A 19,261-nucleotide genomic window follows, 5' to 3' on the forward strand; every position below is an offset into this window, starting at 1 on the left:
TCACATGAAAATCCAACGCACCCGATTGCAGCTGGCGATCGCCACCCTCTTCACCACCGGCGCCACCGTCGGCGCCACCGCCTGGGCCCAGCAGGAAGCGCCTGCCGCGCCGCCCGCCGCCACGACCGCCGACGCCGCCGGCGCGCCCGCCAAAGCCGCACGCAGCGATCAGATCCAGACCATCCAGGTCACGGCGCAAAAGCGCAAGGAAGACGCGGGCAAGGTGCCCATCAGCATGTCCGTGGTGCGCGGCGAGGACCTGGCGGCCCAACACATCGCCGGTCTGGAAGACGTGACTCGCAACGTGCCCAACATCTCGTTCTCGGGCGGCACGCAGGGCAATGGCCCCGGCCTGTCGAACATCGAGATGCGCGGCATCGCCTCGTCGGCCGGTTCCGGCACGGTCGGCATCTACATGGACGACGTCTCCATGACCACCCGCAACCTGTACAGCCTGGGCAGCCCGGAGCCGAAGTTCTTCGACGTGGACCGCATCGAAGTGCTGCGCGGTCCGCAAGGCACGCTGTACGGCGCCAGCTCCATGGGCGGCACGCTGAAGGTGCTGCTGAACCAGCCGGACCTGAAGAAGATGGACAACAGCGCGATGGCCGAGGTGTCGTCCACTTCGCACGGCGGCATCAACCACAGCCTGAACGCCGTGCTCAACGTGCCGCTGGTGGCCAACGAGATGGCGCTGCGTGTGGGCGTGCAGAGCACCCACGTGAGCGGCTACATCACCCAGGTCGATCCCGACACGCTGGCCACCGTGCACCGCCGCACCAATTCGGAGGATGACGCCGTGCTGCGCATGGCGCTCAAATGGGCCGTCAACCGCGACCTGACCGTCACGCCGGCCCTGTTCTACCAGGAGGTCAAGACGGGCGACCTGCCCACCGAATACCCGTATTCGCAAACCTCGGGCGCCGCCCTGCAACCGTACCAGGTCAGCAAGCCGGTGCTGGAGCCGGGCAAGGACAAGCTGTTCACCCCGAGCCTGACCGTCAACTACGACCTGGGCAAGGCCGACCTGGTGTCCGTCACCAGCTTCTACCAGCGCGACTTCAACCGCACCCAGGACGGCACCCAGGCCAACAGCGCCTACCTGGCCACGCTGCTGCAACCGGGCGCACCATCGGGCCTCGCCTCCACGCTGGCCGTCACGCCCGCCTACGTCTACCTGAACAACCAGGTGCGCCAGTTCGCGCAGGAGTTCCGCCTCGCCTCCAAGGGCTACGACGCCAAGGCGCCCACGCCCGTCACCTGGCTGGCCGGCGCCTACTTCTCCAACCTGCACACCACCGTCAACGACAACGAGCCGGTGCCGGGCATGAACGCGCTGTTCGCCAAATACGGCCTGAACGCGGAAGACCCGGCCGTCATGTCGGGCACCTTCCCCGGCGCCTTCACCAACGACAGCGCCTACTTCACGGCGCGCCACTACCGCACCACGCAGAAGGCGGCGTTCGGCGAAGCGACCTATCACTTCTCGCCCGACCTGCGCATGACGGCCGGCCTGCGCGACCTGTACGCCACCGACTCGCTGGCGCGCGAAGCATCGAACTACTTCGCCGCCATGCCGGGCATGACGATCCAGCAGGCGCACGACGAGAGCACCCACGCCATCACGCCGAAGTTCGCCGTGTCGTGGAACGTGGACCCGACCGACATGCTGTACTTCAACGCGGCCAAGGGCTTCCGCCTGGGCGGCCAGAACCGCGACATTCCGCTGTCGATCTGCGGCGCGGAACTGAACGGCCTGGGGCTGGCGAAAGCGCCGGCTAGCTTCGGTTCCGACTCGCTGTGGAGCTACGAGGTGGGCAACAAGTCACGCTTCCTCAACAACCGCCTGGCCATCAACGCGGCCGCCTACTACATCGACTGGAAGAACATCCAGGTCGACCGCGCGCTGAGCTGCACCTTCGACTACGAGACCAATGCCGGCAAGGCCCGCAGCACGGGCGTGGAACTGGAGGTGAAGGCCAAGCCGACGCCGGACCTGACCCTCGACCTGGCGGCCGGTTACACCAACGCCTACCTGGTGGACGCGAACGAGGCGCTCGGCTCGCTGGCCGGCCAGAAGGTGCCGGGCGCGCCCAAGTTCAACGCCACGCTGGGCGGCGAGTACCGCTACACCATCAACGGCACCACGGACGGCTTCGCGCGCATGACGGCGCACTGGACCGGCTCCAGTTACGGCACCGCCCACATCGGCGACAGCGATTACCAGCGTCCGGCCTATGCGACGTTGGACGCCAGCGTCGGCGTCAACTTCGAGAAATGGCAAGTGTCGCTGTTCGCCAAGAACCTGGCCAACAACAACAAAGTGATCCAGCGTCCCAACGTGCAGTTCTTCCAGGAGGCCTACCGCCTGGTGCCGCGCACGATCGGCGTGAACGTCTCCGGCAGCCTGTAACCGTTCCAGCCCGGCAAACCGGGGTCAGGTCATGCCCTCACGCAAGATGCGCGCATCTTGCGTGAGGGCATGACCTGACCCCGGTTTTTTTGTGTTGCAATTTCGCATCCAATTAAATAAAACAAATTGATTTAATTAGTAAGCAGACGCACAATCGCTCTCGCTGTATCAACAATCACAACGATCAGGAGACACAAGATGAACCGTCTGACCCGGAATGCCCTCCCCATGGCGCTGGCCATCGCCTGCAGCTTTGCCCACGCCGATTCCTACAACGACACGGAAGGCTTCCATGGCTACCTGCGCGCCAGCGCCGGCGGCAGTTCCACCCACGGCCCGCAAAGCTGCTACGCGCTGGGCGGCCCGACCTCGTCCTACCGCCTGGGCAACGAGTGCGATTCGTACACGGAGTTCGGCTACACCAAGGAGATCGCCAAGGCCGACAACGGCGTCAGCTTCGTCAGCACGCTGTGGGTCAACGCCTACTCGCCCGGCTCGGACTTCCGCGACGCCAAGCTGCAACTGCTGAAAGGCTACGTGGAGGCCAAGGGCCTGCCCTTCCTGGGCGGCGGCACGGCCTGGATGGGCAAGCGTTACTACTACCGTCCCGACATCCACATGCTCGACATGCAATACATCAACATGAACGGCACGGGCGGCGGCCTGGACAAGATCCCGCTGGGCGCGGGCCGCATCAGCTACGCCGTCTTCAAGGACAACGACACCAACGCCACGGGAGCGGGCGGCGCCATCGTCAACACCCCGGCCGCCATCCGCCAGAACGTGCTGTATGAAGGCTTGCCCACCAATCCGGGCGGCACGGTCGATATCGCGCTGACGCTGATCTCGGCCCAGGGCCGCGACCGCGCCGCGTTGGGCCAGGGCGACCAGAGCCACGGCGGCTGGGCGGCCGGCGTGTTCCACAAACAGGAAATGCTGGGCGGCGCCAATCTGGTGGGCCTGCAGTATGGCAGCGGCCCCGGCACCGGCATCGGCATCTGCTGCTCGCGCATGGGTCCGTCGGGCAGCACCACGCTTGGTTCGGACGTGACGCGCGTGCGCGTGCTGGACGATCTGGTGATCCAGCCCACCCGCCAGTTCAGCATGGAGTTCGCCGCCCTGTACCAGAAGGACAAGGCCGACGACGCGGCGCTGCGCAACACGTGGACCACGATGGGGGTACGTCCCGTGTATGCGATCCTGCCGAACCTGAAGCTGCAGGGTGAACTGGGCGTGACCACGCTCAAGCAGGACAGCACGGGCCAGACCGCGCGCCTGACCAAGTTGACCTTCGCGCCGGCCATCGCCATGGGCGAGAGCTACTGGTCGCGTCCCGAACTGCGCCTGTTCGTCACCTACGGCAAATGGAATGGCGCCGCCACGCCGCTGGTCAACGCTGCCAACAACAGCGGCCCCGTGTACGGCAACAACACCAGCGGCCTGTCGGCCGGCCTGCAGGTCGAGGCGTGGTGGTGATGCCTGGAGTGCGCCAAGCATCAGTAGCTTAAGGGTCAGACCCTGGGATCTGACCCTGGTTTGCCGCGATCTGTTCCTTAAGCTTCGAGCTTGAGGAACAGGTCGCGGTCCGGCGCGAAATTGGCGTACAGCGGCAGCAGCGCGCCACCGAGCGCGCGCGCGTCCGGGCCGATGGTGCCCATCTGGATCTGCGGCCGCTGCACGCCTTCCCAGTTGTAGCGCGCCAGCGCGGCCGACACGCCGGCCATCAGCCGCTCCAGCAGCGCGCGGCTGCATGAGCCATCGACGATCACCCCTTCCAGATCCAGCAGGCAGCTGGCGTTGGTGACCGCCATCGCGATCGCGTTCGCGGCCTGCGCCACCCACGCCGTGCTGTGGGCATCCCACTGTCCTTGCGTGGCCCGCTCGTCGTAGGCGGCCAGCGGATCGAGCCCCGCCTCCCCGAACAGGTTTTCCAGTCCCAGCAGCGACGCGGTCGACAGCAGCTGCGCCGGCGGCATGCCGGCGTCCGTGCCGGCCATGCCCACCGGCAGCGAGCCGATGGCGCCCGCGTTGCCATGCAGGCCAGCGTGCAGATGGCTGTCGATCACCAGCCCGCCGCCGATGAAGGTGTCGATGTACAGATACAGGAAACTCTTGACGCTGCGCCCGCGACCGGCCACCAGTTCGGCCACGCAGGCGGCCGCCGTGTCCTTGGCGAAGCGCACCGGCAGGCCGGTGTCGGCCTCGATCTGGCGCGCGATGTCGAGCCGGTTCCAGCGTCCGCCCTCCTCGGGCGCCATGCCGATCAACTCGCGCCAGCTGCCCAGCGACAGCGGCGCGGCCACGCCGATGCCCTGGATGCGGCTGCGCAGCGCCGGCGCCAGCGCGGCCTGCATCTGGCGCACCTGGTCGGCGATGGTGCGGAACACCAGATCCGGATCGGGGTAGCGGTAGCCGAGCGAATAACGGTTGCGCACCGTGCCGACGAAATCGAGCAGCAGCACGTCCAGGCTGCGGCGGCCGATCTTGACGCCGATCGAGAATGCGCCGTCCGGCTTGAGCGCGATCGGCACCGAGGGCTGGCCGATTTTGCCGCGCAGCGGTTCCAGCTTCATCACCAGACCGTCGTCGGTCAGGCGGTTGATGATCAGGGCCACGGTCTGGGTGCTGAGCGTGGTCAGGCGGGCCAGGTCGGCCTTGGGCAGGCTGCCGTGCAGGCGGATCGCCTGCAACACCACGCGCTCGTTGAACTGGCGCATGCCGGTCTGGTTCGAACCCCGCGGCCGCAAATTGTCGGCGACGGCTTCGTCAGCGTCGGCGGCGGTGGGGGGAGTTTGCTGCATGGGGACTGCTCCTGGACGCGGGGTTGGCAAAGCAGGCAGTCTGCACCATCACGCCCGGCTTGGCAACTTGCGGTATCAACCGCCACAAAGTCGGTTTTGCGAGTTCAGCGCAGCACCAGGTCGGCCCGCACCTTGCTCGCCTCCACCAGCACGGCATTCGGTTCGTCCGTCTGCCACACCCAGTCGCGCGCCTGTTCGGCCGTGCGGCCGTAGCGCATGTGGCGCGCCGCCAGCCGCTCGCGCCGCAGGTCGTGGTCGACGTCCACATACCAGACCGCGTCCAGTTGCGTGCGCACGCCGGCCCAGTGGCCCTGATCCAGCAACAGGTAGTTACCCTCCGTGATGACCAGTTCGATCTCCGGCGGCACGGCGATCGCGCCCGCCACGCCCTCCTCGATCTCGCGCCGGTATTCGGGTGCGTACACCACCTCGCCCGGCGCGCGCTGACGCAGGCGCGCGAGCAGGGCCACGTAGCCGGCACTGTCGAAGGTATCGGGTGCGCCCTTGCGTCCTGCCCGCCCCAGCCGTGCCAGTTCCGTGTTGGCCAGATGGTAGCCATCCATGGGCACCACCACGGCGCGGCCGGGCAATGCTTCCAGCAGGCGCTGGGCCGCGGTGGACTTGCCGGCGCCGGGCGCGCCAACCAGGCCCAGCATGGTGCGCTGACCGGGCACCAGCGTGGCCAGCAAGTCCGCCAGCGCTTGTTCCAAAAACTTCGTATCCACACGTTCTCCTGGGTAATTTCAGCCGCCGTACAACAGCCGTTCCTTCAGCCAGCCCTTGTTTTTGTTGCCATGTTACCTCAATCAAAGGCGACTTCCGCATGATTAAATAAAATAGATTGATTTATTAATCGAAGCGGCCTATATTTCAGTCAACGCCACCGGCGCCACGCCGACCGACCCGGTCGGGTATCCAATAAAAAACACTTAGGAGACAGCATGTACGCTAAGCATTGCATCGCAGTGGGCTTGATCGCATCCGTCGCCGGCTACGCCGCCGCCGCCGAACCCGTCATCGGCCTGATCACCAAGACCGAAACCAACCCCTTCTTCGTCAAGATGAAGGAAGGCGCGCAACACGCGGCCAAGCTGCAGGGCGCCAAGCTGCTGACGGCGGCCGGCAAGGCCGACGGCGACAACGCGGGCCAGGTCACGGCCATCGAGAACATGGTGTCGGCCGGCGCCAAGGCCATCCTGATCACGCCCAACGACTCCAAGGCCATCGTGCCCGCCATCAAAAAAGCGCGCGACGCCGGCGTGATGGTGATCGCGCTCGACAGCCCGGCCGAACCGGCCAACGCCACCGACGCCCTGTTCGCCACCGACAACTTCAAAGCCGGCCTGCTGATCGGCGAATACGCGAAGGCCGCGTTCGGCGGCAAGCCCGCCAAGATCGCCACGCTCGACCTGTTCCCCGGCCACCCGGTCGGCATCGCCCGCCACAACGGTTTCCTGGCCGGCTTCGGCGTGGCCGGTGTGGACGCCAAGACGGCCGGCCTGGCCAAGAGCGCGGACGTGGTCTGCATGGCCGACAGCTACGGCGACCAGGGCAAGGGCCAGACGGCGATGGAGAACTGCCTGCAGAAGAACCCCGACATCAACCTGGTCTACACCATCAATGAACCGGCAGCGGCGGGCGCGTACAAGGCCCTGAAGGCGGCCGGCAAGGAAAAAGGCGTGCTGATCGTGTCGGTGGACGGCGGCTGCTCCGGCGTGCGCGACGTCAAGGCCGGCGTGATCGCGGCCACCTCGCAGCAATATCCGCTGAAGATGGCCGGCCTGGCCGTCGACGCCGGCGTGACCTACGCCAAGACCGGCAAGAAGGTCAGCGGCTACGTGGACACGGGCGTGACCCTGATCACGGACAAGAAGCAGGCCAACGTGCCCAGCCAGGACACCGGCTACGGCCTGAGCGCCTGCTGGGGTAAATAAGCACGCCGGCCACGGCACGTAACCAGGACAGAGGGCGGCCACGGCCGCCCCGACCGTACCGAAAGGAATATCATGCAACGCGATCTGAACCCGGGCTCGGTGGCTGCCGCCGCCGTCCACCAGCCCCCTGCCCTCACGGGGAAATCCATGTCTCTGCGCCTCAAGGATGTGCTGCCGCCAGTCACCGTACTGGGCCCGCTGCTGGCCCTGCTGGCCGCCTGTCTGTTCTTCGCCACCCAGTCCGACCGCTTCCTGAGCGGCCAGAACTTCTCGCTGATCCTGCAACAGGTGATGGTGGTGGGCGTGATCGCCATCGGCCAGACCCTGATCATCCTCACCGCCGGCATCGACCTGTCGTGCGGCATGGCGATGGCGCTCGGCTCCGTGGTGGCCACCAAATTCGCCGTCGACTACGGCATGCATCCCTACCTGGCCGTGGCCTGCGGCATGGGCGTGTGCGTGCTGATCGGCTACCTCAATGGCGCGCTGGTCACCTCGATCAAGCTGCCGCCGTTCATCGTCACGCTGGGCACCATGAACATCGCCTTCGCCGTGACCCAGATCTATTCGCAAGCCCAGACCGTGACCGGCCTGCCGGACGCGATGACCTTCTTCGGCAACACCTTCCACCTCGGCCAGACCACCCTCACCTACGGCACCGTGCTGATGCTGGCGCTGTACGTGCTGACCTGGCTGTTCCTGCGCGAGACGGCGCCGGGCCGCCACCTGTACGCAGTCGGCAACAACCCTGAAGCGGCGCGCCTGACCGGCATCGCCACCTCGCGCGTGCTGATCGGCGTGTACATGATGGCCGGCTTGTTCTACGGCGTGGCGGCCATGCTGTCCGTGGCCCGCATGGGCGTGGGCGATCCGCAAGGCGGCCAGACGGACAACCTCGACAGCATCACGGCCGTGGTCCTGGGCGGCACCAGCCTGTTCGGCGGACGCGGCTCGGTCATGGGCACCTTCGTCGGCGTGCTGATCGTGGGCGTGTTCCGCAACGGCCTGACGCTGATGGGCGTGCCCTCGGTGTACCAAATCCTCGTGACGGGCGTGCTGGTGATTCTGGCCGTCGCCACCGACCAACTGACGCACAAGAAAGGCTGATGACCATGACCGCAACGATCCCCGCGACCATCTTCCAGGCACGCGGCCTGGTCAAACGCTACGGCGGCGTGACCGCCCTGGACGGCACCGACTTCGACCTGCGCGCCGGTGAAATCCTGGCCGTGATCGGCGACAACGGCGCCGGCAAATCCTCGCTGATCAAGGCCCTGTCGGGCGCCGTGATCCCGGACGAGGGCCAACTGACGCTCGACGGCGAGCCGGTGCGCTTCAAGTCCCCGATCGACGCGCGCCGCCACGGCATCGAAACCGTGTACCAGGACCTGGCCGTGGCGCCGGCCATGACCATCGCCGAGAACCTGTTCCTCGGCCGCGAAATACTGCGCCCCGGCCTGCTGGGCCGCTGGCTGCGCCTGATCGACAAGCCGCGCATGCTGGCCGAAGCCGTGGGCCACATGCAGGACCTGAAGATCGGCATCCGTTCGATGAAGCAGGCGGTGGGCACGCTGTCGGGCGGCCAGCGCCAAGGCGTGGCCGTGGCGCGCAGCACGGCCTTCGCCAAGCACGTGGTGATCCTGGACGAGCCGACGGCGGCGCTGGGCGTCAAGGAAGGCAACATGGTGCTGGAACTGATCCGCCGCGTGCGCGACCGCGGCCTGCCCGTGATCCTCATCAGCCACAACATGCCGCACGTGTTCGAGATCGCCGACCGCATCCACATCCAGCGGTTGGGCAAGCGTGTGGCCGTGGTCGACCCCAAGCACATCAGCATGTCCGACACGGTGGCCGTGATGACGGGCGCCAAGGACCCGCGCGACTTGCCGGAGCAGGCCCATGCTTAAAGGTATCGATCCGCTGCTCAGCCCCGAGCTGCTCAAGGTGCTGGCCGAAATGGGCCACGGCGACGCCGTGGTGCTGGTGGACGCCAACTTCACGGCCACATCGCTGGGACGCGGCAAACCGCTGATCCGCCTGCCCGGCGTGGACCTGGCGCGCGCCGCCAGCGCCGTGCTGTCGGTGTTCCCGCTCGATCTGGCCGAGCGTCCGGTGGACTTCATGGCCGTCTGCGGCCAGCCCGCGGGCTACCGCACGCCGCTGCAGCAGGCCATGCTGGGCCTGTGCCAGCGGGCCGGCGACGCCCTGCCGGCGCAGTGCGAGGCGGTCGAGCGGTTCGCGTTCTATGAGCGCGTGAAACAGGCGTATGCGATCGTCCAGACGGGCGAGCTGCAACCATACGCCAACTTCCTGTTCCGCAAAGGCGTGCTGACCGGAGCGCAGCCAGCATGATGAACACGTCCCACGCCGCCGTCGCACCGACCGACGCCAGCATCTGGCTGCGTCCGCGCGGCTCGAACCAGAGCGGCATGGGGCAGTTCAACGAACGCGTGGTGCTGCAGGCGATCCGGCTGCACGGCAGCCTGGCCAAGGCCGACCTCGCGCGGCTCACGCACCTGAGCACGCAGACCGTGTCGCTGATCATCAACCGCCTGCTGGAACAGGGGCTGGTGCTCAAGCGCGCGCCGCAGCGCGGCAAGGTGGGACAGCCGTCCGTGCCCATCATGCTCAATGCCGACGGCGCCTACTTCATCGGCATCAAGATCGGCCGGCGCAGCTTGGACCTGCTGTTGATCGACTTTCATGGCGAGGTGTGCGAACGCCGCGCGCTCAGCTACCGCTATCCCGATCCGCAACTGCTGTTCGGCCAGATCGCCGCCATGCAGCGCGACCTGCTCAAGCAACTGGGCCCGCTGCGGGCGGCGCGGCTGGCCGGCATCGGCGTGGCCGCGCCGTTGGGACTCGGTGGCTGGCAAGCCTTGCTCGGCAGCGCGCCGGCGCAGGCCGGCCAGTGGGAACGGCTCGACATCCGCGCCGAAATCCAGGCCGTCAGCCACGTGCCCGTGGTGTTCGCCAAGGACACCATGGCCGCCTGCGTGGCCGAACTGGTGGCCGGGCGCGGCCGCAGCATCGGCAGCTATTTGTACATCTTCGTCGGCACCTTCATCGGCGGCGGCCTGGTGCTCGACAGCAGCGTGCATGCCGGCCTGTCCGGCAATGCTGGTGCGCTCGGCTCCATGCCGCTGCAACTGGCGCCCGGCGCGGGTGGGCCGCCCGAGCAGTTGCTGAGCACCGCCTCGCTGTTCAGCCTTGAGCAGTTGTACGCCGCCGCCGGTCTGGACGAAACGGCCGCCTACGACGCGCGCGCATTGCAGCAGCCGTGGCTGACCCACACGGAAGCGTGGCTGGATGACGCCGCCCGCGCCATCGCCCTCGCCGTCAGCAACGCCACCTGTCTGCTGGACCTGGACGAAGTGGTGCTGGACGGCTCCAGCCACCCCGCCCTGCTGGCGCGCCTGCTGGAGCAAACCAAGCAGGCGCTGGAACGCTACAGCTGGGAAGGCGTGCGCCGGCCCGCCCTGCGCGCCGGCGCGATCGGCGCGGACGCGCGCGCCATCGGCGCCGCGCTGCTGCCGCTGCACGCCAACTTCGCGCCCGACCGCGAACTGTTTTTGAAATTGCTGCACACGGCCGCACGCTGAGCGGCGGCCATCAGCCCCCAACACACAACACGAAATACGCAGGAGAAAACCATGATAGTGACCTACGGCGAAGCGCTGGTGGACATGATAGAAATGCCGGACGGCCGCTTTGCCGCCGCGCTCGGCGGCGCCGTATGCAACTTCACGCTGGCCACGGCGCGCCAGGGGCTGGCGGTGACGTATCTGAATCCGCTGTCGATCGACAGCTTCGGCCACGGCTTCGCGCGCATGCTGGGGCAAGCCGACGTGCGCCTGGGCAGCCCGCAGCGCAGCGCCCGCCCCACCTCGCTGGCCATCGTCACGCTGGACGAGAACAAGTCGCCCAGCTACGCCTTTCACCGCCAGGGCGTGGCCGACCGCGACATCACGCCCGCGCAAGCGCGCGCCGCGCTGCCGGCCGGCGCGCGGCTGTTCCACACAGGCGGGTTGGCGCTGGTGCCGGAAGACCTGGATGCCACGCTGGCCATCGTGGCCGCCGCCGCCGAAGCCGGCGCGCTGATTTCGATCGACGCCAACCTGCGGCCGCTGGCCTGCGACGACCTGCCCGCCTACGCGGCCGGCGTGCGGCGCGCGCTGCGCCACGCGCACCTGATCAAGGTCAGCGAGGAAGACCTGGCCCACCTGGGCCTGACGGCGCAGTCACCGCTGGAAGCGGCCCGCACGCTGCTGGACTTGCCCCAGGTGGAGCTGATCGCGCTGACACTGGGCGCCGACGGCGCCATCCTGCTGTCGCGCGACGCGACGATCACCCTGCCCGCGCCGTCCGGCATCGAAGTCCGCGACACGGTCGGCTGCGGCGACTGCTTCCTGGCCGGCCTGGTGGCCGCGCTGGCGGCGCACGAAAGCCTGTCGGCGGCCGCGTTAGCCGACGCCGGAGAGGAAACGCTGCGGCCCGCCCTGCAACGCGCCATCGCCAGCGCCAGCCTGAACGCCATGCGCGAAGGCTGCAATCCCCCGACGGCGGCGGAGGTGACGGCTTACATGGATAATTCAGGAAGTTGAGATCGTTCAGGGAGTTTGGCGGGGCAGGGCCGCGACATCACGGCCCGGACTCCTTCTGATGACGCAACGACAGCAAAGTGACGGCCGTTGCGTCCACCTTGTACATGATGACATAGCCTTCGCTGCCGAACTGAACTACCCAGCGCCGAACGCCGGGACCGAGCTTACTGGCAGGCCTCCCCATATCGGGAAAGTCGGCCAGAGGCGACACGCCGCGTCGGATCGCCGCAATTGCCCGCATGGCTACCAGAGGATCTTTGCGTGCCAAGAAGCGGTAGATGCGTTGCACATCCCGCAAGGCGACACGCGACCAGATCAGGTGTGGCATTCCGGCGGCTCAACATCGTGACCGTTTTCCAGCTCCGCCAGCCAAGCATCGGCTTCGGCCGCGGTGACATGCATGCCCGTCGTGGCATACTCATGCAGCGCCTCAATCGCACTGCGTTCGACGGCATCAAGCCCGTCGAACTGTTCCAGATAATATTGGATCGCGCCTATCGCCGCATGCTCCAGTGACAAGCCCCGTTGTTCCGCCAAATGCGACAGGCGGGCAGCGAGCTCGCCGGAAATAACCACCGTCAATGCCGCCCCATCAAGCTCAGTCTTAATTGAATCTTCCGAAAGTGTGTCCATCATTTAACTCCACGGCAAAGCACCGCTGAACACACACGTTAGCACATTCGCGCCCCATGTTCTTGCGCTGACGCCCAAGCAGGGGAAGTCAGGCAGTTTCTGCAAACACGCTCGCATTCCTGATACGGGCCGCCAGATCGTCGACCAGACGCTTGCGGCTGCTGACTGCATATTCGACGGGCGAAAACGACATGGCGCTGTCGGCGAAGTCGTCGATCAGGTCCAGCATGGCCAGCGCCTCGTCGGCCGTGTAGGCGAACCGGGTGCCGTTCACGCTCAGCACCGTGAGCTTTTCCTGCAAAACTTCCTTGCGCGCGATCGCCATTTCCGACACGGGATTGGCCACGCACAAGCCAAACGTCCCGTGCATGAAGTGCGCCCAGATGCTTTGCATGCGCCGGGCGATGCCATCCGAGATCGCCGTGCCATCCTCGGCGAAGCAATCGGGCAGGCGCCAGGTCGAGCCGTTCAATTCGGCCAGCGCGGCCTGCATCCGCTCCGCGAACCTGGCCCGCAGCACCGCGCCGGCGTGCTCCCGCCCGACCTCGGCGATGACGTGGATGGCCCGGTCGACCCACACGGCCGTCGCCGGATGGAAGTAACTGCCCTCCTTCGCCGCGCCGGCGCCCATCTCGCCGAACACATACGATTTGAGCGTGGTGCCGTTGGCCACCACGTAAGACGGGCCCGGCACGAGCCGCTCCCGCACCAGCGTCAGCAACGACGCCACAGGCAGCCCGGACGCAGCCGCCATCTGCTCCGTATCGAGGAAATACTGCGATAAATAGACGTCCAGCTCCGACATGCGATGGCTCCTTGGCTAAGTACTGGATGCCATTTTATACTGTTTTTATGTACAGTAGTTATTTTCTCAACGCGTCGCGACGCGATACTCTGCGCGTTCGTTGCCATGGCGGTTCCCACCGATCCGTGGGGAACAAAGCGCGCTGCAACTCAGCGCGATCCGGTGGCAAGTCGCGTGCCTTGGCGGGGCCGGCCATCGATGAAGGTGAGAGTTTGAACCTTATCGCTACCATTGCGATCGAAATGCAAGGTGACGTCCTTTTCACGAATAAAGTAATCGTAGTCTCCTGCCGCGATCAACTCCACAGGCAGGGGACCGATGGGTGGCCCGGCGACATACAGATGCCCCTTATCGTGGCTGATACGCAGCGTCGTATTGGACACAGCGTAATCGCCGGAAAAACGGCTGAATAACGCTGGGTTAGCCTTGACGCCGACGCGTTCAATCGGGCGAAAATCACCCCATGCGTATTCCGCAGCGATGCTGCGCGCAATTTCGTCAATTAAAGTTCCCCCGTAATCCGAATTTGTGAGGATGACGGCGCCCTTTCCGGTACGCTCATATGCGAAGAACAGTGACTTGTAACCGGCATTCGAGCCACTGTGATGGAATACCGGTTCTGCCCCAGTGTGATCGAGTCCAAAACCGAGACCATAACTGTCCCCCACTGGCGTCAGCATCATCTTTGCCTGTTGCTGGGTGATAAGCCGCGTATCCTGTCCGGATACAGCATACTGAACGGCCACGACAAAGCGTGCTAGGTCATGCGCCGTGCTCCATAGGCCAGCCGCCGCTAATTCAGGGTATTCGCGCCAGTTTCCAGCAATGACAGTGCCATCCAGATCGTGACCGAATGCAGCGCGTGCGGCCAGGGCGGGAGGAAGCGACTGCGCAAATAACGAGTCGCGCATGCCGAGCGGTTCAAATACCTTTTCACTGGCCAAAACGCTGAACGGGCGACCTGTGGCGTCACTTATGTACTGTTGGAGCACAGCATAACCCAAGCTGGAATAGGCGTAGCTGCCGCCCACAGGATTTGCCACGGTCACTGACGGATTGGTCGCCGGGCTGGCGCCTTCCAATACTTGCAAGAGTGTGGGTTTCGGCTCATCTCTGCCATAACCCAACAACCCAAATTCTGGCATGCCCGCTGTATGGCTGAGCAATGCCCGGACAGTAACCGCCGGCTGCGCCCCCGGCAAATGCCAGTGACGCAGCCTTCGGTTCACGTCATCGTCAAGATCGAGCTTTCCATCTGCCGCCAGCCGCACGGCCATCAGGGCGGCCACCGGTTTGCTGATTGATGCAACTTGAAAGATCGTGGCGGGTGTGACAGGACGACCCGTTCTTACATCCGCAACCCCGTAAGAGCGGGTCCACTCCACCTTTCCTGCGTTGATGACGGCGATGCTGACACCTGGTACATGCAGGGCACGCATTCGATCACGCAGCCGCATGGTGCGGATGGGTGCACCATGGACCGCAACCGGCTCCAGCAGTCCGTTTTCAATGCGCTCAATACGGGCCTTTAATTCGATGCTTTCGCTTTGCGCACAGGCGTTAACAGCCCAACCAATGACGAGAAGCGCAACGGCATATCGAAACATCTGGCCCCCAATTCCGCCCGGGAAGGTCTTCAATGTCCAGGGGGTGTCTGCATCAGCGCATGCGTCTGCGTGGTGTAGTCCACCCAATTGCCCTTGCCCATCTCTATGCAGAGCGCATTGTCCCGATTGGCTTTGGTGGAGACCTTGAACATGAAGCCCCAGACATTGTCCCGACAAGCGTATTTTTTTGTCTTGAGAGAACTGGCGACCTTGGAGCCGAGCGAAGCTGGCCCGCCTTTTCCCGATTCGCAGGCGTACATCACAATCTTGCAGTTCACGTTGTGCGGCAAGCCGCAGGCGATCATGCGGTCGACCACCTCGGTCTGATCGATCATGTTCTTTTGGGCATCGGCCAGCACCTTCATCCCTTCGGCCGCGTGGCCGACAACGAATATCGCATCATTGACCGTCACCGACCACAAACCGGCGGGATAGCTACCATCGCTGCGATAAATGCCGCCAATCTTGGGGGACGCCACAACACCAGGTATCCCTCCGACTCCCGGTTGCAAAGCATCCAGCGTATCCAAGGCAGTGCCATCGTCGAACGGATAGAAAAGGTAAATCATCGTCCCCCCGCGAAAATGTTGATGGAATACTACATGTTATCTATTTCAATAACCGGGACGCTCACCAATTGTCACGCCGTATCGGCTTTGATGCGTCCGGGCGGTCCCATGCCCCCTCGCCCACCAAGGCATCAGATGACGAACCACAGAGCCCTCAGCGTCAGTGCCGACACTCAGACATGAGTTTGTGAATAAATGTCGGTACTGCCCCTGTCGCCCGTGGCAAGCAAGGAATACTATGGGATAGGCACCCGCATCAACGACACCAGCTCACATTTCAGCACTGACGACCGCCAACGCCCCAAGGACCATCGATACCGCCATCACGACGCCGGACTGAAACCCGGTGCCGGCGATGCCAAATTCACCGCCGCCCAGGCGCTCAACAATGCCGACAGCTGGGCAATGTTTTGCATGGATTGCGCCGGACGCATGAGCAGCGGCGACTACGCCAAAGTACAAGTCGCTTGAAACCGTGCATCCTCATCATGCTGTTGATGACGGCCGGCTTGCTGTCCGGCTGTGGCAGAGCGCCGGCGCAAGCATCCGCTACCACCGCCGCCCCGGCAATGGCCAATGACGCACCCGCTAAAAAGGATACTGTCATGCTGATCGAAACTTCCGAAGACCGCCTGCCGCCGCCCAAGGTACCGCCGGTCGAGCACGAAGGCGTGCGCTACGCCCAAGCCAAAGACGGGCGCGACGTCGGCGCCGACCAGGTCGGCGGCGTGCTGGTCGCCACCGACATCGCCAGCGGCAAGCGGCTGTGGACCTTGCCCGTCTATGGCAACCCGATCGACGCCAAGCTGGAAGCGGACGTGCAATGGGTGTTTTTCACGTCCATGACCTTCGACCCGGATGGCCGTCTGCGCATCACCAACGAAGGCGGCAAAACGTTCCTGGTGGACGTCAAGACGCGCACGGTCACGCCCGCACAATAGTTCGGCCACACTCTGCCCCCCCAATGCAAAACGCCGCACCATCAAGGGTGCTCAATTTGGTAGAGGTCATCGTTCATCGAAAACCTATCCAACAAACAATTTATCCGCCCAGTGTTCGTTTGCGCGCTGAATTGACCCACTCCGTTTGACCCTCCCTCCACTGTCTGGCGAACGCCGCGACTCTGTCGTAAGACCCCTTAAAACCCAAATTGATAAGATCCTTGTGGAGCTGCTTGAGGCTGCGTCTCTGCTTCCGGGATTTGGCCGCCTCGGTCTTCAGCCAGCCGGAAAGCTGGAAGGCGTATGGATCAATGGCGCTGGCGGATTGGCGCTCCGCATAGGCCGTGTCCGGTGATTCAGGGGGCTATCTCACGGCAACGTGGGTCAGTTTTCGGTGCAAATCAACAGTCACATCGCCAAATAAAAAAAGCGGGCCGCAGCCCGCTTTTTGGTCCAACCTGACAGCCTCGCTTACGCGCGCTTGTCGATAGGCAGCACTTCGCGCGTGGTCGAGCCGACGAACAGCTGACGTGGGCGGCCGATCTTCTGCTCTGGATCGGAGATCATTTCGTTCCACTGGGCGATCCAGCCGATGGTGCGGGCCATGGCGAAGATACCGGTGAACAGCGACACAGGGATGCCCAGCGCCGACTGCACGATGCCCGAGTAGAAGTCGACGTTCGGGTACAGCTTGCGCGACACGAAGTATTCGTCGTTCAGGGCGATCTTTTCCAGTTCCATGGCCAGCTTGAACAGCGGGTCGTCGTGCAGGCCCAGCTCGTTCAGCACTTCGTGGCAGGTTTCGCGCATCAGCTTGGCGCGCGGGTCGAAGTTCTTGTACACGCGGTGACCGAAGCCCATCAGCTTCACGCCCGAGTTCTTGTCCTTGACCTTGGCAATGAACTCAGGGATCTTGTCGACCGTGCCGATTTCCTTCAGCATGTTCAGTGCCGCTTCGTTGGCGCCGCCGTGGGCAGGGCCCCACAGGCAGGCGATACCGGCAGCGATACAGGCGAACGGGTTGGCGCCCGACGAACCGGACAGACGAACCGTCGAGGTCGAAGCATTCTGCTCGTGGTCCGCGTGCAGGATCAGGATGCGGTCCAGCGCGCGCACCAGCACGTCGTTGACCTTGTATTCTTCGCATGGGTTGCCGAACATCATGCGCATGAAGTTGGCGCTGTACGACAGGTCGTTGCGTGGGTACACGAACGGCTGGCCGATCGAGTACTTGTACGACATGGCGACCAGGGTTGGCATCTTGGCGATCAGGCGGATGGCCGACACTTCGCGGTGATGCGGGTCGTTGATGTCGAGCGAGTCGTGGTAGAACGAGGCCAGCGCGCCGACCGTGCCCACCAGCACCGACATCGGGTGCGCGTCACGACGGAAGCCGCGGAAGAAGAACTGCATCTGCTCGTGCACCATGGTGTGCTTGGAGACGGTGTCGACGAACTTCTTCTTCTGGGCCGCGTTCGGCAGTTCGCCGTTCAGCAGCAGGTAGCACGATTCCATGAAGTCGGCGTTCACGGCCAGCTGTTCGATCGGGTAGCCACGGTACAGCAGCTCGCCCTTGTCGCCGTCAATGTAGGTGATCGACGAGTTGCAGGCGGCGGTCGACATGAAGCCTGGGTCGTAGGTGAACTTGCCGGTGCCGGCGTACAGTTTGCGGATGTCGATCACGTCCGGGCCAACGGTGCCCTTGTAGATGGGGAAGTCGATCGACGGGCTGCCGTCGGAGAACGATAGGGTGGCTTTGTTTTCAGAGGTGTTCATGGACTCTTCCTTCTTGGAGAGATGAGGCAAATAAAAAAAGGCGAAATTCTGGACATGCCGGCCGGCGGGCGCCGCGTCGTGCGCGGCGGGTCCGCTCAACCGTCAAGCTTGGCGCAGCCGCTGCAGCAGTGCGTGCACATGCGGCAGATCGACATCGCCATCCGGCTCTTTTCGAGCCAGCACCAGATCCATCAGGGCATTGTCCGACAAATCGAGGAGCCGCGTGAATGCGTCCACTTCCTCGTCGGTCAATTCGGTTTCATGCGCATCGAGAAAACGGGTCAGGATAATGTCGTTCTCCAGCAGGCCGCGGCGGGCGCGCCAGCGCAAGCGCGCGCGGTTGGCCGGGTCGGACTGATGCGCAGCGGGTTTCGATACTGTCATGTTGATTTCGCACCTTGCAGCGAGGTCTACAGCGGGCGGCGTCCGGCGCCGCCCGCACGGGGTCCAGCTTTGCCTCGCTTAGATCGCGCGGCGTACCATCAATTCCTTGATCTTGCCGATCGCCTTGTTCGGGTTCAGACCCTTGGGGCAAACGTCGACGCAGTTCATGATCGAGTGGCAGCGGAACAGGCGGTATGGATCTTCCAGGTTGTCCAGACGGGCGCCGGTGGCTTCGTCGCGCGAGTCGGCGATGAAGCGGTAGGCTTGCAGCAGGCCGGCCGGGCCGACGAACTTGTCCGGATTCCACCAGAACGACGGGCACGAGGTCGAGCAGCACGCGCACAGGATGCACTCGTACAGGCCGTCGAGCTCTTCGCGCTCGGTCGGCGACTGCAGGCGCTCCTTCTCGGGCGGGATCGAGTCGTTGATCAGGAACGGCTTGATCGAGTCGTACTGCTTGAAGAACTGGGTCATGTCCACGATCAGGTCGCGGATCACGGGCAGGCCCGGCAGCGGACGCAGCACGATGGGCTCGGTCAGCTCGTTCAGGTTGGTGGTGCAGGCCAGACCGTTCTTGCCGTTGATGTTCATCGCGTCCGAACCGCACACGCCTTCACGGCAGGAGCGGCGCAGGGCCAGCGAGTCGTCCACGTCCGACTTGATGCGCTGCAGCGCGTCGAGCAGCATCTTGTCGGTGTCCTTCAGCTCGACCGTCAGGTCTTGCATGTAGGGCTTGCTATCCTTGTCCGGATCGTAGCGGTAAATCTTGAATTTGAGAGTGCGTGCCATGTTCT

General features: G+C 64.5%; 20 protein-coding genes and 1 pseudogene. 10 read left to right on the top strand and 11 right to left on the bottom strand.

Annotated elements, in window-relative coordinates:
• Window positions 1-4: 4 nt before the first annotated feature.
• Both AC1RQG_RS16280 and AC1RQG_RS16285 read left to right on the top strand, forming a co-directional pair.
• On the top strand, window positions 5-2,413 hold the full coding sequence (locus AC1RQG_RS16280) for a TonB-dependent receptor (protein ID WP_493133055.1): 2,409 nt from the start codon (window positions 5-7) through the stop codon (window positions 2,411-2,413).
• Between the two features lie 198 nt (window positions 2,414-2,611).
• Window positions 2,612-3,889 carry a maltoporin gene (locus AC1RQG_RS16285; protein ID WP_493133056.1) on the top strand — a complete coding sequence of 426 codons (1,278 nt, stop codon included), beginning with the start codon at window positions 2,612-2,614 and terminating at the stop codon, window positions 3,887-3,889.
• 77 nt (window positions 3,890-3,966) lie between these two features.
• Here the strand turns inward: AC1RQG_RS16285 and AC1RQG_RS16290 are convergent, their stop codons facing one another.
• Both AC1RQG_RS16290 and AC1RQG_RS16295 read right to left on the bottom strand, forming a co-directional pair.
• Entirely contained in the window at window positions 3,967-5,214 is a 1,248-nt protein-coding gene (locus tag AC1RQG_RS16290; RefSeq protein WP_493133057.1) for an ROK family transcriptional regulator, read from the bottom strand.
• Window positions 5,215-5,318: 104 nt separating this feature from the next.
• Window positions 5,319-5,939 carry a nucleoside/nucleotide kinase family protein gene (locus AC1RQG_RS16295; protein ID WP_493133058.1) on the bottom strand — a complete coding sequence of 207 codons (621 nt, stop codon included), beginning with the start codon at window positions 5,937-5,939 and terminating at the stop codon, window positions 5,319-5,321.
• A 216-nt stretch (window positions 5,940-6,155) separates the two neighbouring features.
• Here AC1RQG_RS16295 and AC1RQG_RS16300 point away from each other — a divergent pair, with 216 nt between their 5' ends.
• From AC1RQG_RS16300 to AC1RQG_RS16325, 6 genes are all read left to right on the top strand, one after another.
• Window positions 6,156-7,148: a sugar ABC transporter substrate-binding protein gene (locus AC1RQG_RS16300; RefSeq protein ID WP_493133059.1), complete on the top strand. Its 993-nt coding sequence runs from the start codon at window positions 6,156-6,158 to the stop codon at window positions 7,146-7,148.
• A 147-nt stretch (window positions 7,149-7,295) separates the two neighbouring features.
• Window positions 7,296-8,255, top strand: a complete 960-nt coding sequence (locus AC1RQG_RS16305; RefSeq protein WP_493133170.1) for an ABC transporter permease — start codon at window positions 7,296-7,298, stop codon at window positions 8,253-8,255.
• Window positions 8,255-9,055, top strand: coding sequence for an ATP-binding cassette domain-containing protein (locus tag AC1RQG_RS16310; RefSeq protein ID WP_493133060.1), 801 nt, complete (start codon window positions 8,255-8,257; stop codon window positions 9,053-9,055). Before AC1RQG_RS16305 ends, AC1RQG_RS16310 begins: the two co-directional genes overlap by 1 nt.
• The gene (locus tag AC1RQG_RS16315; protein ID WP_493133061.1) at window positions 9,048-9,500 is read left to right on the top strand and encodes an RbsD/FucU family protein; all 453 of its coding nucleotides are present in this window, start codon (window positions 9,048-9,050) and stop codon (window positions 9,498-9,500) included. Before AC1RQG_RS16310 ends, AC1RQG_RS16315 begins: the two co-directional genes overlap by 8 nt.
• The gene (locus AC1RQG_RS16320) at window positions 9,497-10,750 is read left to right on the top strand and encodes an ROK family transcriptional regulator (protein WP_493133062.1); all 1,254 of its coding nucleotides are present in this window, start codon (window positions 9,497-9,499) and stop codon (window positions 10,748-10,750) included. Before AC1RQG_RS16315 ends, AC1RQG_RS16320 begins: the two co-directional genes overlap by 4 nt.
• A gap of 51 nt (window positions 10,751-10,801) precedes the next feature.
• Complete coding sequence (locus tag AC1RQG_RS16325; RefSeq protein ID WP_493133063.1) at window positions 10,802-11,752, top strand: PfkB family carbohydrate kinase; 951 nt, start codon at window positions 10,802-10,804, stop codon at window positions 11,750-11,752.
• A gap of 37 nt (window positions 11,753-11,789) precedes the next feature.
• On the opposite strand, the gene AC1RQG_RS16330 is transcribed toward AC1RQG_RS16325, so the two are convergent.
• From AC1RQG_RS16330 to AC1RQG_RS16350, 5 genes are all read right to left on the bottom strand, one after another.
• Window positions 11,790-12,080, bottom strand: coding sequence for a type II toxin-antitoxin system RelE/ParE family toxin (locus AC1RQG_RS16330; protein WP_493133064.1), 291 nt, complete (start codon window positions 12,078-12,080; stop codon window positions 11,790-11,792).
• Window positions 12,068-12,388 carry a CopG family transcriptional regulator gene (locus tag AC1RQG_RS16335; RefSeq protein WP_493133065.1) on the bottom strand — a complete coding sequence of 107 codons (321 nt, stop codon included), beginning with the start codon at window positions 12,386-12,388 and terminating at the stop codon, window positions 12,068-12,070. The genes AC1RQG_RS16330 and AC1RQG_RS16335 overlap by 13 nt, the downstream gene beginning before the upstream one ends.
• A gap of 85 nt (window positions 12,389-12,473) precedes the next feature.
• Entirely contained in the window at window positions 12,474-13,190 is a 717-nt protein-coding gene (locus tag AC1RQG_RS16340; protein WP_493133066.1) for a DUF6058 family natural product biosynthesis protein, read from the bottom strand.
• A 149-nt stretch (window positions 13,191-13,339) separates the two neighbouring features.
• Window positions 13,340-14,797: a serine hydrolase domain-containing protein gene (locus tag AC1RQG_RS16345; RefSeq protein WP_493133067.1), complete on the bottom strand. Its 1,458-nt coding sequence runs from the start codon at window positions 14,795-14,797 to the stop codon at window positions 13,340-13,342.
• Window positions 14,798-14,826: 29 nt separating this feature from the next.
• Window positions 14,827-15,366 (bottom strand): hypothetical protein, encoded by a 540-nt coding sequence (locus AC1RQG_RS16350; protein WP_493133068.1) that lies wholly within the window; start codon window positions 15,364-15,366, stop codon window positions 14,827-14,829.
• A 195-nt stretch (window positions 15,367-15,561) separates the two neighbouring features.
• Between AC1RQG_RS16350 and AC1RQG_RS16355 the strand changes: the two genes are divergently transcribed.
• Together AC1RQG_RS16355 and AC1RQG_RS16360 are read left to right on the top strand one after the other, a co-directional pair.
• Window positions 15,562-15,837 (top strand): hypothetical protein, encoded by a 276-nt coding sequence (locus AC1RQG_RS16355; protein ID WP_493133069.1) that lies wholly within the window; start codon window positions 15,562-15,564, stop codon window positions 15,835-15,837.
• Window positions 15,838-15,971: 134 nt separating this feature from the next.
• The gene (locus AC1RQG_RS16360) at window positions 15,972-16,307 is read left to right on the top strand and encodes a hypothetical protein (RefSeq protein ID WP_493133070.1); all 336 of its coding nucleotides are present in this window, start codon (window positions 15,972-15,974) and stop codon (window positions 16,305-16,307) included.
• A gap of 151 nt (window positions 16,308-16,458) precedes the next feature.
• Here AC1RQG_RS16360 and AC1RQG_RS16365 read toward each other — a convergent pair.
• The 4 genes and pseudogenes from AC1RQG_RS16365 to AC1RQG_RS16380 form a co-directional block, all read right to left on the bottom strand.
• A pseudogene (locus AC1RQG_RS16365) lies at window positions 16,459-16,647 on the bottom strand (IS21 family transposase); the annotation flags it as partial.
• A 131-nt stretch (window positions 16,648-16,778) separates the two neighbouring features.
• Window positions 16,779-18,083, bottom strand: coding sequence for a citrate synthase (gene gltA / locus AC1RQG_RS16370; RefSeq protein WP_182166967.1), 1,305 nt, complete (start codon window positions 18,081-18,083; stop codon window positions 16,779-16,781).
• 102 nt (window positions 18,084-18,185) lie between these two features.
• Window positions 18,186-18,467 carry an FAD assembly factor SdhE gene (locus tag AC1RQG_RS16375; RefSeq protein ID WP_182219305.1) on the bottom strand — a complete coding sequence of 94 codons (282 nt, stop codon included), beginning with the start codon at window positions 18,465-18,467 and terminating at the stop codon, window positions 18,186-18,188.
• Between the two features lie 78 nt (window positions 18,468-18,545).
• Window positions 18,546-19,256, bottom strand: coding sequence for a succinate dehydrogenase iron-sulfur subunit (locus tag AC1RQG_RS16380; RefSeq protein WP_493133071.1), 711 nt, complete (start codon window positions 19,254-19,256; stop codon window positions 18,546-18,548).
• Between the last annotated feature and the right edge of the window lie 5 nt (window positions 19,257-19,261).

Source organism: Rugamonas sp. GW822-FHT03B10 (assembly GCF_058801745.1).

Excerpts from the sequence above, each read along its gene's own strand:
- AC1RQG_RS16280 (WP_493133055.1), top strand. The coding sequence starts at position 5 with ATGAAAATCCAACGCACCCGATTGCAGCTGGCGATCGCCACCCTCTTC.
- AC1RQG_RS16285 (WP_493133056.1), top strand. The coding sequence starts at position 2,612 with ATGAACCGTCTGACCCGGAATGCCCTCCCCATGGCGCTGGCCATCGCC.
- AC1RQG_RS16290 (WP_493133057.1), bottom strand. The coding sequence starts at position 5,214 with ATGCAGCAAACTCCCCCCACCGCCGCCGACGCTGACGAAGCCGTCGCC.
- AC1RQG_RS16300 (WP_493133059.1), top strand. The coding sequence starts at position 6,156 with ATGTACGCTAAGCATTGCATCGCAGTGGGCTTGATCGCATCCGTCGCC.
- AC1RQG_RS16305 (WP_493133170.1), top strand. The coding sequence starts at position 7,296 with ATGTCTCTGCGCCTCAAGGATGTGCTGCCGCCAGTCACCGTACTGGGC.
- AC1RQG_RS16310 (WP_493133060.1), top strand. The coding sequence starts at position 8,255 with ATGACCATGACCGCAACGATCCCCGCGACCATCTTCCAGGCACGCGGC.
- AC1RQG_RS16315 (WP_493133061.1), top strand. The coding sequence starts at position 9,048 with ATGCTTAAAGGTATCGATCCGCTGCTCAGCCCCGAGCTGCTCAAGGTG.
- AC1RQG_RS16320 (WP_493133062.1), top strand. The coding sequence starts at position 9,497 with ATGATGAACACGTCCCACGCCGCCGTCGCACCGACCGACGCCAGCATC.
- AC1RQG_RS16325 (WP_493133063.1), top strand. The coding sequence starts at position 10,802 with ATGATAGTGACCTACGGCGAAGCGCTGGTGGACATGATAGAAATGCCG.
- AC1RQG_RS16330 (WP_493133064.1), bottom strand. The coding sequence starts at position 12,080 with ATGCCACACCTGATCTGGTCGCGTGTCGCCTTGCGGGATGTGCAACGC.
- AC1RQG_RS16335 (WP_493133065.1), bottom strand. The coding sequence starts at position 12,388 with ATGATGGACACACTTTCGGAAGATTCAATTAAGACTGAGCTTGATGGG.
- AC1RQG_RS16340 (WP_493133066.1), bottom strand. The coding sequence starts at position 13,190 with ATGTCGGAGCTGGACGTCTATTTATCGCAGTATTTCCTCGATACGGAG.
- AC1RQG_RS16345 (WP_493133067.1), bottom strand. The coding sequence starts at position 14,797 with ATGTTTCGATATGCCGTTGCGCTTCTCGTCATTGGTTGGGCTGTTAAC.
- AC1RQG_RS16350 (WP_493133068.1), bottom strand. The coding sequence starts at position 15,366 with ATGATTTACCTTTTCTATCCGTTCGACGATGGCACTGCCTTGGATACG.
- AC1RQG_RS16355 (WP_493133069.1), top strand. The coding sequence starts at position 15,562 with ATGTCGGTACTGCCCCTGTCGCCCGTGGCAAGCAAGGAATACTATGGG.
- AC1RQG_RS16360 (WP_493133070.1), top strand. The coding sequence starts at position 15,972 with ATGCTGATCGAAACTTCCGAAGACCGCCTGCCGCCGCCCAAGGTACCG.
- gltA (WP_182166967.1), bottom strand. The coding sequence starts at position 18,083 with ATGAACACCTCTGAAAACAAAGCCACCCTATCGTTCTCCGACGGCAGC.
- AC1RQG_RS16375 (WP_182219305.1), bottom strand. The coding sequence starts at position 18,467 with ATGACAGTATCGAAACCCGCTGCGCATCAGTCCGACCCGGCCAACCGC.
- AC1RQG_RS16380 (WP_493133071.1), bottom strand. The coding sequence starts at position 19,256 with ATGGCACGCACTCTCAAATTCAAGATTTACCGCTACGATCCGGACAAG.